The following is a 13,153-nucleotide window of genomic DNA, read 5'->3' as shown; positions in this document are numbered from 1 at the left end:
CACTGGGACAGCGCCGCCGCCTACCTCGTCGCCTCGCTACGCGGCGCGCTCGGCCGCCACCGCGACACCCCCCACGCACGCACCCTCTACCAGGAACTCCGCGCAGCGGACACCTTCACCCGGCTGTGGGACACCCGCCTGTCGGTCGCCTACGGCGTCCGGACCGAGCAACCCGTCCACCTCCGCGACCCCACCACCGGCCAGCCCTACGCCGCACACATCCACCTCGGCGCACAAGGCACCCCGGACCTCCACCTCTGCTTCGCCTACCGCGACCCCGCCGACCGGCCCCCACCATGACACCTCCACAGCCCAACCCACCCGCCTCGCGATGCCGGCCAGACTCAACCCCTCGAACAGGAGCACACCAATGCCAGCCAGGCTCACCCAGCACGACCCCAGACCCGCAACCCGCCGCCGGTCACCAACCGCAGACATCACGCACGAACCCCCGCAGAGACGAGCGCGGTGAGATGCTGACATCTCCCGCGCTCACCGGGATGCCCGACTACCACGACTCGGTCGAATACCTGCGCCACCACCTCAACCTCTCCCGCGAGGCCCTCGCCCACCACGCCGGAATCAGCGTCTCCTACCTCCACCAGCTCATCCAGAAACGAACCACCCCCGGCCCCCGCGCCTTCGACGGCCTGGTCCACGTCTTCGACCTCACCCCCGCACAGCGGCGCCACCTGCACGAACTGATCCAGCCCTCCGCCGACCTCGCACTCGCCGCGGACATGCGCCGCCACCTCACCAACCTCGGCGTCCACGCCCACCTCAACCACCTCGACACCCGCGACATCCTGGCCGCCTACACCGACCCCCTCCAGACCGTCCTGCACGCCAACACCGGCTTCCACCGCGTCATGCCCGGCCTCGCCGACGCCGGACACAACATCATCCAGTGGATGCTCACACCCGCCGCCCGCAACATCATCAACAACTGGGACGACGAACTCCGCTACTTCGTCACCCTCCTGCGCCCCGCACTCGGACGCCACCGCGACCTGCCCCGAGCACGCACCCTGTTCCGGAACCTACGCACGCACAACGAATTCCGCGACGCATGGGACACCACCCCCATGCACGTCGCCTACGACGCCTCACGCCCCACACCCATCCGCATCCACATACCCTGCACCAACCAACCCGTCCACCTCAGCATCGAGATCGACCAATACAACGCCTTCCCCGACATCTGCCTCACCCACGGCCTCTACAACACCACCACCCTCGCCTGCCCCACCGCCATCGCCTGCTGAGCAACGGATTGGTGCGCTTCCTGGCCACGGCAGTGAACGTGCAACGGCTTCGCGCTGGCAGAAGTTGCATGCCGAACAGAAAGCGGCCCAAGCCCGTGACGGGTCGAGTTGCCGACGTCTCACCCATCCACCTCGTCGCTGGCTCCCTCCGAGACGACGTGGATCCGTCAAGGCGAAGTTTCATGCGGCATGAGGTCGTGCGTCGGCGGATTCAGGTTAAGCTCCTCGTATAGGCCGGTAGCCGGGATTGGGGAGGGTCATGGGGTCGGGATCTGATTCTGACGATCAGTTGAATGTGGTACCTGCCGAGGTCAGCGACACCGGCCAGTTCGTGAAGTTGACGGCCGAGGAACTGATCGCGGAGGTGAGATCGGTCGATCGAGAGATTGAGCAGCTGATGTCGTCGTGGACCGGTGATGCCGCGAATGCCTACCTGCAGGGTTGGCAGGAAACCCGCAGTGGCGCGTTGGAAGTGCTCGAGGCGCTGGGCACGTTGGCCGATCTGCTGGGTGTGTCCAGCCGCCGCTACACCGCGACCGATACCAGTAATGCTCAGACCTGGAGTTCGCTGGACCTGTAGGGGGATATCATGACCAACCCGTTCACGGTCAACTTGGCCGAGCTGGACGAGATCACACAGAAAATCAGGGCGTTCGACGGCTTCATCACCGACTCACTCGCCGGTTTGGAGCAACGCATCGCGGCCATGCACCAGAACTGGACCGGCGAGGCGGCCACCAAGCACGCCCAAGCCCACCGGGAGTGGATGCAGGGCGCCACAGAGGTCAGGGAAGGTATCGCCACGGTCTGTGACATCGCACGGCAGGCGCACGAGAACTATACCGAGACACTGACATCCAACCTGCGGATGCTCGGGCGCGAATAGTGGCACCACCGTCGATCGAGATCCGCATCGATCCCAATGCCTACTACACCGTCGGCAACTTCTGCTTCGGCGCCGCGGTCGATGGCTACTCCCGGCTGGCCTACACCGAAGCGCTCGGCGATGAAAAGGCAGTGACAGCACGGGGATTCATGGATCGAGCACGGGCATTCTGCCGGGCGCACGGCATCCATCGGCCACATTCAGCCGCCGGAAACCGCCCCCAGCCAGCCGCCTCCGCGCCAGCGTCACCAACTTCTTCAACAGTATCTCTGCGTCAACCCGGCCAGTATCCGCACCGCGATCCGGCGGGCTCCACCTGCGCGGCAACCGGGAACCAGTCCGACCGGTCACCTCGTCGAACTCCCGTCGCTGGCAGCCAGGCGCTGCGCCGTGACCAGCGTGGCGACCAATCCAGTTGTGTTCCAATCGAATACAACATGACCACGCGGTGGCCAATCCATGCCAAATCCACTGACCAGCGCGATCACCGATCGCGAAGTCCGGTCGGAGCACTTCGCAATACCGAGTGCGGCGAGGATTGTCTGTTGCCGACGTCATGAACGGCGGCGAGGACGTTGTCGGACAACGTGGCAACGGGACCGATATCATCCATGCAACCGGTACACGATCCACTTCTCGGGACGGCGGCATGCTCAAGATCCAGGTTACAAGACGCGGTTCTCAGGTGGCCACTGGCCGCGATCTGCTTGTGCTGGTGCACGAAGACTGGAACGATTGGTGGAAGTATCAGACCCTTTACGGCGTCATCTACTTCGACTCGGATGGTACACGCCATGATATCGGGTCCACCAAAATCGGCCAGCGCGACATTGACGGCGAGATCAAAGTCAGCCCTAGCCTCCCCACGGGCCGTATTGAACGGCTCCCCGAAGGCACCTTCTCCCTGGGTCAAAGCCCACAATTCTATAAGAACCTGATGGAGCAAGGCGCGGACATTCTTGATTGCGCAATGGGCGCTCTGCGCGATATTGCATACGACGCAACACTGAGGTCAAGCGTACTCGATCTCGACGTAACTCAGACGTCGCTTATGCGCGAGGTATCGAAAACCGAGCTGGAGGGCCAGTTTCACAGGATTGCACATGGATCCGCTCCCGAGACTGTGTTCCGATTCGAGTTCACGCCGTCCGGATCAAATATAGTGCTCGATTTTAAGGTCAGCCCTCGGTCGTGGCCGCCGACGAACGTCCATGTGATCGTCGGCAGGAATGGTGTGGGAAAATCTAGGCTACTCAACGATATGGCATTGGATCTCAAGGCAAGGTACGAACATTCGGATCAAGACGCCCGCTTCGGGCGATTCAGAAGTATCGAAGTTGATGAGGAGCCTGACGCGAGCTTTGCAAATATTGTGACCATTTCATTCAGTGCATTCGAATCTCTTGAACCGGTGAGAACGGAGCCTGAGAGCAAGAGCCGGAGACGATATATCGATTACGTCGGACTCCGAAGGCTGAGCCAAGAGGGCTTGAAGGACACGCCCGCCCTCGCAGGCGAACTCACGAAGACTGCCATCATGTTCATTAGAGAAATGCCTGCGAAAAAAATACGTTGGATAAGGGCCATAGAGCATTTGGAAAACGATCCAGTATTTGCAGATGCCCAAATAAGCCAGATGATACGAGAGGGCACGGCAGAATCTCTGAGTCGAGAACTACCCGTACTATTCAAAGACAAACTCAGCTCGGGGCACAAAATCGTTCTCCTTAGTCTCACGAAACTCGTCGAACATGTGGAAGAAAGGACGCTCGTCCTGATCGATGAGCCCGAGGCGCATTTGCACCCGCCCCTACTCTCCGCATACATCCGAGCCCTGAGCTATCTCCTCACCAACCGCAACGGTGTAGCAGTTGCCGCCACCCACTCCCCAGTCGTCCTTCAAGAGGTTCCAAGATCGTGCGTGTGGATGCTCTCTCGGTCTGGACGATCCGTCTGGGCTAATCGCCCCGAGTTGGAAACCTTTGGCGAGAATGTCGGTTCGCTGACAAACACTGTCTTCGGGCTCGAAGTCACTGCGACTGGGTTTCATCGAATGCTGACAGATGCTGCGCAACGAAACACCACTTACGAGAGTGCCCTCGCCGAATTTGGCTCGCAGATCGGCTTCGAAGGTCGGGCAATTCTCCGAAGCCAGATATTCGGACAACGAGATCGGCAGCAGTAGGCAGTGTGGAGGAGTGAACCACCCCAGTGCAGCGTCACCGAAATCATCACCGAGTGTGTAAGGCGGTCACGCCGGGAAGGTATTGCTGACCGCGTTGCCGAGGACCTAACCCACGCCCAGGAGAACAGCGAGAAGCTACAAGGCTTCATCAAAAATGGAACAACATGGATGGCGACTCCCCAAGATTTTCCACTAGCTAGACTCTCCAAGGAGGATATGGAATATCTCTACACCGAAAGACTAGTAGGTAAGGCGGCGTCCGCGCCGCGCCGATACTATGATGCTATTAAAGCCGTCAAGATAACTCAGTTGTGTCCATACTGCAATGCGACCAGAGTTGCAACGCTGGACCACTTCCTGCCGAAGGCCAACTACGCAACTTTGTCGGTGGACCCATGGAACTTGGTTCCGTGCTGCTCCGACTGCAACCGTACGCTGAACAATTTCACTGCGACGCGCGCAGACGAGAGTCCATACCATCCGTATGGCGAAGAAATACCTGACCCTATGGAGCGTTGGTTGTATGCCGAAGTACAACGCGGCGACCCGCCTGCCGTCCGCTTCTATGTCCAGCCACCAATGGATTGGCCTGATCACACCGGGCGCAGGGTCAGATTTCTGTTCGAACGCTTCGATTTGCAGACAGTCTACTCCGGGTGTGCGGCGCAATACATCTTGGAATCACAGGAGGCAGTGCGGCGGCAACATGAGCAATGTGCGAACAGTTCGATCGCTGCCGCTTCTGCACGCGCAGACAGACTATGCGCGGCAAGTGACGTTGCGAATGCACTGCGCACCGTAAACAACGTTCGATCCGTCATATATGAATCCCTAGCCGACGAAGAGTGGTTCTGCAGGGCAGAATGGTAACCAATTCGGTCCGTATAGTGAACACGAGAAGCAGGGAATTAGAGTTCCTATCGGGCTCGGTCAGGTGACGGTGAGACCCGCTGTCGTGCAGGATATTTCGCCGTGGCAGCATCCTGGATTGTGGATGACGAGTTGTGGGCGGTCATCGAACCCCTACTACCGGTAAAACCGGCGGGGACACCTGGCCCGGCCCAGCACGACCCGAGGTGGTGTTGCAGGGCATCTTGTTCGTGTTGTTCACCGGGATCGGCTGGGATGACCTGCCCCAAGAACTCGGATTCGGGTCGGGGATGACGTGTTGGCGCAGGCCGCGCGGGACCGGCAAGCCGCCGGGGTGTTCGAGGCGATGCACCAGGCTGTCCTGGACCGCAGCAACGCCGCCGGGGTTGATCGACTTCGACCGAGCCAAGACCGGTTCGAAGCATCACCTGCTGACTTGTGGCAACGGGTTCCCGCTCGTCGTCGAGCTGTCCGCGCGGCCAACCTCAACGACCACCTGATGCTGGCGCCCGTGCTCGATCGGGTCCGTCCCTAGCGTGTGGACGTCCGAGGCCACCGCGGCGCCGGATCAAGACCCTTATCGGCGACAAGGCTTCGACTACCCCAACGTGTACACCGAGCTGCGCAAACGCGGCACCACCGGCTACATCCCGTGCCAGGGAACCTGCAACAAGGTCACCGCCGGGCCGCTGGATCGTGGAGCAAACCATCGCCCTGCTCCACCAGTACAAGCGCCTGACCGTCCGGTGGGAACGCCGCATCGAGATCCACTACGGATTCCTGAATCTCGGTGCGGCACTGATCTGCTGGCGACGGCTCAGCAACCGAACCAGATAGGCGCTCTCTTATGGCCTGTCATCAGGGTGCGCACCTGGCAAGGCCGACGCTCACGAGTACTCTGTGAGAGTCAAGCACAGCACGCCGACGGTGAGATTGCCGCTCATTGCGACGATCCGGCGAATCGGGGTTCGAGAACAGTGGGGTAGTACGACCGGTGTCCAGTCAAGGGAAAGCTTCCGTGAATTCCAAGCAAAAGACGCCGAAGAAGAGTGAGTTGCCAGCAACTGATGTCAGGGAGTTCCGTGTCCTTCTGAAGGAATTCTTGGAAGAAGAGGACCGGCAAGGACGAGTTTGGTCCTCGGCCCAATGGGGCGTGTATGCCTTTTACGACTATGACGGTGAGCCCATCTACGTCGGGCAGACGAACGAGCGGCTTCGGACGCGAATCAGGCGTCACCTGACTAATCAACGCACCGACGCGGTGGCGATGCGAATTCTGGATATATTTGAGGTCGCAGAAGTCGAGATCTGGCCATTGTGGGAATACGAGGGAGTTACGAAGAAGGAGGATCCTGAGGCGTTTGCCGCCGCCCAGGATCATCTCAACCAGACAGAGTACACGGCCTACCTCGACGCCATCAAAAAGTCACGCTATAATGCGATTTTGAATGAAAAGATCCCTCCCGTGTCCGAGCGCTGCTCGCTTCCTGCGTCGCTGCGCGGAAAGCTGATCTCGGATCACGTTCGCACCGAACGGGAGCATCCCGATATTCGGATCGCGCGCCGGGCAGAAACGATCTCCCGTCTCGCTGCTGTCGCTCGGGAGCGTGGCGAAGTCTCTGCTGGCCTGTGGCGTGCGCTAGTGGTCCAAGCTGTCCGGCTGACTTACTTGTCAGCGCAAAGACTTGCGTATATCGAAGGCCGCCCTGAACCGAAGCCGTCGTCGATAGCGATGCCCGATCTAGTCGGCTCAGTACTACAGGAGTCTTCCAGTACGGTAGATCTCGATTCCGAAGCGGACGGAGATGAGCCTAATCTTGAGACTGGCGGCGAGAACGATCAGTTATAGCGTGATGTTCGTTCGGACCCACTTTCGATAATTAATAGATTCTATTCCACTAATCGCATAGTTGTTCATTCCCTCATGCGTCCGGCTACCCAGATACCAGCCTGCTCCTCGAAGCAGAGCATCATCAGGCACTGACACAGTTCGCCCGATGGAGGGACACTCCTTTTAGGGCGATTCAGTGCGAGTTCGCTTGCTGACTTGAAGGAGTCGCGAAAATTATCGAAGCCATCAAATTTTCCTACATGTCCTGGCCGTTCGCGAACGGGAGGGCTGCACCTTTTGAATTTGTGCGAGAAGACGGGAAAGAGCAGTTGGATCGCGCGTTTGACATTCCCAAATGATCATAACTTCCCATCCTGCGGCATGAAGCTCGGATTTGCGACGAGTATCGCGTGCAATGTTGCCGTCCAGCTTGCGGCTCCAGTATTCCGTGTTCGTTGCAGGTCGATCCGCCGCCGGGCAGCCAGGGTGCTGGTGCCAGAAGCAACCGTGTACAAATACGACTATTCGACGACCAGGAAACACCACATCAGGCTTGCCCGGGAGTCGTCGGTCGTACAGTCGGTACCGCAACCCGGCGGCATGGAGGAAGCGGCGAACGACCATCTCGGGGCCGGTATCACGCGAACCCACGGCGCGCATGGTACGGCTCCGCTGCTCGGGAGTCTCTTTCACTTCACAGTCAGCTTGCCGATCATCGCTGACGGCAATACCTGCCAGGTCGCTCTCGACGTCCGCGATGGCCTTGTCGCGCCGCTTCACTAGTTCCTCCAATGATGACCGGGCACCATCCTCAGCTATTCCGCCAGCGCTCCCCTACAAGCTATCCGAGTGGCGCTCGAGAGCAATCATGGCTCCATACGACGCGGAGAACCAGCGACTGGGAGTCATTACCCATGCCTCGCGATTTCGACGATAGCCGCTTCCGGGCCCCGCGCTGTCATGCACTCAATTTATCAGCCCCAGCGACGCCCGCCAGCAAGGGCTCAAGAATGCTACGCGCTAGGAAATCAACGACATAGACAACAACGCCGTCCCCTGTGAGGTGGTAAGCGTCGTTATATCGTTCAGGCAGATGATAGTCCTCGGGCAAGCCCATGAGACGGGCTGTCTCCCGAGGAGACAAGAGCCGGGAGCGCGAGACTCCGTTATCGACGATCAAGATCGTTTGACGGCTTGAGCCCCCGCCAGGCGTCCGTAGACAGCCAGCCACTCCGTCGAAACGAACCTCAGCTCTTTGCACTTTCGCACGGATCGGCCTGCCCTTCTCATCTTCACCAATCACGTCGCCCTCAGGCCGCATCCGCTTGTATACAGTTCCGACGATCGGACTGTTCGTTTCGATCGACATCTTCTCGGCATTGCGAACTTTCTTCCGGTTGACCGGATTCATAAGCTCCTCGATCAGCCGTGTCGTTTCCTCAGGGCTGTGCCAAGCCACGCCTTTGGGATTGCCTTCGCGTACCACATCTGACAACGTCTGATAATCGGTCCGTTTCGAGGGAGGGTTCGGGAGGTTCCACCAGACCCACGCGTCGTGCTTCCTGGTGGCATGCGACCCCTCTATCAAACGCTGATGAGCAGCAACGAGAGTCTTTGTGTGCCAAGGGAATTGCCAGGTCTCAGAGACGAGCTCTTCTTTGAGGGGCACGTCCTTGTGGACTCCGATAATGAATAACCGGGGCCGCGACTGCGGAACCCAATGGTCAGCGTTGATTACAACAGCCCCGAAACGATACTCGGTTGTAGCCAACATGTCGCCGAGAGTGACGAAGTCCTGCCCCTTGCCGGCAGTGAGAGCTCCGACCACATTCTCGAGTACCACCAGCCTGGGCGGACGGCCTTCATCACGCAGCGTCTTGATAAGTTTCCAGAACGGCATGAATGTGCCCGATCGCTCACCGCTCAGGCCAGCGCCGGACCCTGCCAGAGACAGGTCCTGGCAGGGAAACGACGCCCACGCCAAGTCGACCTGATCGTCGCCCAGGTGTTTCTTGGTATCCACATCTGCGACGCTGCCCACCGCCAGGTGCCCGACCATTCGGATCTTCTCCGCGCTGCGGTCCGCGTCTCGGTTAAGCGCCTCGTCTGTCCGCTCGACCGTTTCCTGAGCATGCTCAGGTAGCCAGTTCTTGATATAGCTTGCGGCCTTTTTTTTGTCGATGTCGTTGGCGAATCGGCATTCCCATTTGTCGCCGCTCTTGTTCAGACCCGCCGTGGCCATGCCGCCGCCAGCGAAGAACTCGTAGAAGCTGTGCATCTATCCCCTCTTGTCTGGCCGCGCCGGGCCGTATAACCACGTACGGTTGCAGTCGTTGCTAGGGCGTTGGCGCCATCCCAAGCTTGCTTGTCACCCAGAGCCGACAGCGGCCACGAAGGCAAGGCTCGCGACCCGGCGAGCAGGGACAGGTTCACCTCGGTCTCCTCATCGCGAATTACAACGGTGTCATTATTGCATTCGATTCCGGCTGACACCGTACCGGTGGGACCTGTGTGGCAGGTTTCGCAACAACCACATCCGCCGCAATGACATCAGCATCACACTCGGGTAGACCTTCTGAGCTGCGTAAACATCAACATCTATGTCTCGTGATGGGTCGAGTTGTCCGAATCCAGAGAGGCAATCCGATCCTTAGCTTGGCCCGATCGCCGTGTCGCATGCGAGCACGCAGGGAGCGTGCGCCAGTGAACAGGATAGCCATAGACCGGGTGTACCGAACCCCGCGACGGACTCCTTCATGCTCGACTTGCTGTCACAGCGCTACGCCGCAAGCTCCTGACTGCCGCGACTGTCCGGCCTCATCCTCCGCCACGTGCGCTACCGATCGCCCCACGGTGAACGACCTCCGAACCGCGTCGCACTCGATCGCCAGCACCGATGTACGGTCGAGCCGTTACACAATGGATAAGGATCAAAGGCCTGGCTTGCGCTGGCAATCGGCCGCCTGCTGGCCCCAGGGCGGAGGAGTAGGCAGGCAACCCATGTGGTACGGGTCATGCCGACGGGCGCTGCCGGAACGTCCACCTCTGAGCGGTGGGCGCTCCCGCATGCTGGTAGAGCTGGCCTAGAAGATTGTTGACCGCACTGATGGAAAACAGGCGGCATCCGTTCACCACCTGTGCGTCGGATTCAGTGATAGCGATCTCGAACGGTGGCATTGTTCGCAGCGCAGAGTTGCCCCAGTGAGCGGACTCGGGCGTGTTCCTCTTACGCTCGTGCTCGATCACATCGCGCTCAGATTCGAGGTCCGGGCGATCTTCGCCATGGCCGACGTAGGCGCTCACTCGCATCGCCTGGCCATTGAGGATGACCACGATGTCGGCCTTGAGCTTCCAGTCCGCCCGGGGGTCGTAGAGCACGACGCCGACCTTCGCCCGGTCCTCGATCGCCTCGGCGAGGCAGGCATAGAGGTAGGTTTCCGCTATGCCCGATTCGTACCAGACGCCGACGCGCTGGCGCATACCCGCCAGCAGCTCTCCCTGAAAGTACGGAACAAAGCGGTCTGGTCTCGGGTGGTGCTTGGTGTAGGCGCTTCTACAGAAGTTGAAGAACTCCTCATAAGAAGGCAGCCGATACCCGGTGCTGTGCCGATGTAGGCACAGCGCGGTGAACAACGCCCGCCAGGCGGGGAACTCCCCCTCGTGGGATCCGCGGCGTGGCCACACGCGCGGATCTCTTGTGTCGTTGGGATGGAATGGCTCCAGCCTGTTGAGCTCCTGGCGGAAGCGGTGCTCGAACATGTCGACGGTCATCGGATGCAGCTCACCTCAGATCGGATCTCAACCGTCCTCGGGACCGCGCCTCCGACCTCGCGCCCCACGTTCCGGAGCGCGAACGAACCCTGTAGCGCGCCTCCCACGTCCCACCGACGCCAAGACGCTGACGATATGCACAAATACAGCCATGTCCCCGAGTGCGCAGACTCGGCTGCGATCGCAAAGCTTGACATGCGCCAAACCATCTCAGCACGCACCGACAAGTTCTACCCACCTCACGCCCGGCATCGTTCCAGATCACGCTGCCGTGCACCACACCAACCCTCGCGCTCAGCATCGAGATCGACCAATACAACGCCTGCCCCGACGTCTGCCTCACCCACGGCCTCTACATTCCGGCCGAGAGAACCTGCCCCACCGCGATCGCCTGCTGAGGAACCCCTCGGCGGCGAGTCAGCGGTTGGTCCAGCCGTCGCGGTTGCGTCGCTCGAAGAATGCGTCGTCGGCGGCTTGGATCTCGTCCTCGGTCATCGGGCGCGACGGCGCGGTGTTCGGTTGCGAGCGTGCGGTTTTCAGTTGTTCGGCGGCTGCGCGCAGGCGCGGGTCGGCGGATCGGAGGGCGCGGTTCACCTTCGCCGATGCGTCAGCGCGTGCGGCCCGGTAGGTGTCGGTGATCGCCGTGCTGAGTTGGGTGTGCGAGGTCCGCATCGCCGCCGGCGAGATCCGCAGGTCGGTGATATCGCCGCGCGCGTCGACCTCGACGGTGACGCCGTGCTTGTCGGCACGCCCGCGAATCGCAGCCACCGCTGCGCGGAGTTGCTGGGTACTGGCCCGGATGTCGTCGAGTTCGTGGGCGAGTCGGGCTTCCCAGTCGTCGACGTCGGTCATGTCGGTTCGTCATCGCAGGTCGGCGAACACGGCCTGCAGTTCCGGTTTGTTGGACAGCATCGCGAGGAACGACAGCGGGGTGTAGCCCTGATGGTTGGGCAGCAGCGGGTCCGCGCCCCGGTCGCGCAGGAGCTGAACCACCTGGGCGCTGCTCCATGGGCTGCGGAACGCGTAGTAGAGCGGTACATCCCCCTGGGAGTCCTGGGCGTTGACGTCGGCGCCCGCGTCGAGGAGCGTTCGAATCGACTCGACGCTGTCGTACTGAGCGGCGGCGTGCAGAGGTGTGAGGCCGTCGTTGTCGCGGTGGTTGGGATCGTGGCCCGCGGCGAGTAGTTCGGCGACGCGGGCGGGGTCGCCCTCGGTGTCGGCGGCAGCGTAGAAGAGTTCGGTGCGACCGGCGCGGTCACGGGGGATGGCGGGTGGCTTCTTCTTCCACATGAGGGTCGTTCCTCCTACTTGGGTGCTTCGAAGATGTGGCGCGAGTTCCCGGGAGCGTCCTCTATTCGATAGAATTTCGGGTTGTTGACATAGTCGCAGAACTCCTTCCAGGTCATCCCCTGCCGCAAAGCTTCCTCACGCATCCGCCAGAACTCGTGCCCGGCGTCATGCCCCATCACTGGCCTGGAGTCGATCGGATACTTCATCCCGTTCGCGCCGAGGTAGTACTCGTTGCGCGGGTCTTTGGGAAGTTTCAGGATCGCGGGGTCGTCATACTTGCCGCTGACCGGGATGAGAACACTCCGGTCGGTCGCGCTGATGTAGAACTCCTGCCCGTTGACGGTGACTTTCGGCGCACCGGCATACACCGGTCTGGTGGTGGTGACCCGCAGGTAGGGGCGGGTTCTCGACAGTAGTCGGAGGTCATCGAGCGTCAGCGGGTTGACCAGACCAGCCGATTGCGCGGTGAGCAGGCTGACCTGCGAGGTCAGCAACGGTGTCAGCTCCTGCACCGAACGCGCGAACGCGCCCGTCGCCGCGATCACCGGAAGCCCTGTCGCTTCAGCGGTCACGACCAGGCCACGGCACGCGGCGGCGATGCGCGTCCCGACGACCGCCGCGCGGGCGGCGAGCGCACCGTTGCCGCCGAGCACCGACAGCCCGCCGGTCGGCCCGGCCAGCACCCACGAGACACCCTCGACCGCCGCGCCCAGCACGACGAACTCGCCGAGGGTTTTCAGGATCTCATTGCGGGTGTCCTGCACCGCCTGGGCGTAGCCGACCAGCCCACGAGCCAGCGTCATGAACTGCTCGGACAACATCCGCGCTTGGTTCTCCAGGACCGTGATCTGGTCCAGGATCTGCTGCACTTCCGGAGATTGCTGACCAGCGATCGCGTCGCGGGCGGGCTGGAAGTTCAGGTGCGTCGTCAGCTGTTCGGAGCACCAGCTCCACCCCGTCGCCGCGTCACGCAGGGTGTCGATCTGCGCGTTGGGCCACAACTCGCCCTGGGTGTACTCAGCGACCAGACCCCACCACGACGGCTCACCGGAATC

12 protein-coding genes and 2 pseudogenes are annotated in these 13,153 nt (G+C 61.1%); 8 read left to right on the top strand and 6 right to left on the bottom strand.

Features of this window, described 5'->3' with window-relative positions; all coding sequences use genetic code 11:
* From DFR74_RS36465 to DFR74_RS34695, 8 genes and pseudogenes are all read left to right on the top strand, one after another.
* The coding region (locus DFR74_RS36465) for an MmyB family transcriptional regulator (RefSeq protein ID WP_459178108.1) at window positions 1-300 on the top strand (300 nt) is incomplete at its 5' end.
* A 173-nt stretch (window positions 301-473) separates the two neighbouring features.
* Complete coding sequence (locus tag DFR74_RS34725; protein ID WP_067514458.1) at window positions 474-1,265, top strand: MmyB family transcriptional regulator; 792 nt, start codon at window positions 474-476, stop codon at window positions 1,263-1,265.
* A gap of 259 nt (window positions 1,266-1,524) precedes the next feature.
* On the top strand, window positions 1,525-1,845 hold the full coding sequence (locus tag DFR74_RS34720) for a WXG100 family type VII secretion target (RefSeq protein WP_067514460.1): 321 nt from the start codon (window positions 1,525-1,527) through the stop codon (window positions 1,843-1,845).
* Window positions 1,846-1,854: 9 nt separating this feature from the next.
* A complete protein-coding gene (locus DFR74_RS34715) occupies window positions 1,855-2,151 on the top strand; it encodes a WXG100 family type VII secretion target (protein WP_067514462.1) in 297 nt (98 codons plus the stop codon).
* Between the two features lie 71 nt (window positions 2,152-2,222).
* Window positions 2,223-2,351: pseudogene (locus DFR74_RS34710) on the top strand (IS481 family transposase); the annotation flags it as partial.
* A 449-nt stretch (window positions 2,352-2,800) separates the two neighbouring features.
* Complete coding sequence (locus DFR74_RS34705; protein ID WP_170160857.1) at window positions 2,801-4,336, top strand: AAA family ATPase; 1,536 nt, start codon at window positions 2,801-2,803, stop codon at window positions 4,334-4,336.
* A gap of 987 nt (window positions 4,337-5,323) precedes the next feature.
* Window positions 5,324-6,043, top strand: a pseudogene (locus tag DFR74_RS34700) (transposase).
* A gap of 181 nt (window positions 6,044-6,224) precedes the next feature.
* On the top strand, window positions 6,225-7,055 hold the full coding sequence (locus DFR74_RS34695; protein WP_232331939.1) for a GIY-YIG nuclease family protein: 831 nt from the start codon (window positions 6,225-6,227) through the stop codon (window positions 7,053-7,055).
* 228 nt (window positions 7,056-7,283) lie between these two features.
* Here DFR74_RS34695 and DFR74_RS34690 read toward each other — a convergent pair whose 3' ends face one another.
* The 6 genes from DFR74_RS34690 to DFR74_RS34665 form a co-directional block, all read right to left on the bottom strand.
* Window positions 7,284-7,817 (bottom strand): very short patch repair endonuclease, encoded by a 534-nt coding sequence (locus DFR74_RS34690; RefSeq protein ID WP_232331940.1) that lies wholly within the window; start codon window positions 7,815-7,817, stop codon window positions 7,284-7,286.
* Window positions 7,818-7,995: 178 nt separating this feature from the next.
* Window positions 7,996-9,315 (bottom strand): DNA cytosine methyltransferase, encoded by a 1,320-nt coding sequence (locus tag DFR74_RS34685; protein WP_084538238.1) that lies wholly within the window; start codon window positions 9,313-9,315, stop codon window positions 7,996-7,998.
* A gap of 734 nt (window positions 9,316-10,049) precedes the next feature.
* Window positions 10,050-10,808 carry a hypothetical protein gene (locus tag DFR74_RS34680; RefSeq protein ID WP_067514468.1) on the bottom strand — a complete coding sequence of 253 codons (759 nt, stop codon included), beginning with the start codon at window positions 10,806-10,808 and terminating at the stop codon, window positions 10,050-10,052.
* 417 nt (window positions 10,809-11,225) lie between these two features.
* Window positions 11,226-11,660 (bottom strand): YbaB/EbfC family nucleoid-associated protein, encoded by a 435-nt coding sequence (locus DFR74_RS34675; protein WP_067514470.1) that lies wholly within the window; start codon window positions 11,658-11,660, stop codon window positions 11,226-11,228.
* A 9-nt stretch (window positions 11,661-11,669) separates the two neighbouring features.
* Window positions 11,670-12,098 (bottom strand): ankyrin repeat domain-containing protein, encoded by a 429-nt coding sequence (locus DFR74_RS34670; RefSeq protein WP_067514473.1) that lies wholly within the window; start codon window positions 12,096-12,098, stop codon window positions 11,670-11,672.
* Window positions 12,099-12,112: 14 nt separating this feature from the next.
* Entirely contained in the window at window positions 12,113-13,126 is a 1,014-nt protein-coding gene (locus tag DFR74_RS34665; protein WP_459178109.1) for a GH-E family nuclease, read from the bottom strand.
* Between the last annotated feature and the right edge of the window lie 27 nt (window positions 13,127-13,153).

Origin of the sequence: Nocardia puris (genome assembly GCF_003315035.1) — a bacterium.
GTDB lineage: Bacteria > Actinomycetota > Actinomycetes > Mycobacteriales > Mycobacteriaceae > Nocardia > Nocardia puris.
This window is presented reverse-complemented; position numbering and strand designations above follow the sequence as displayed.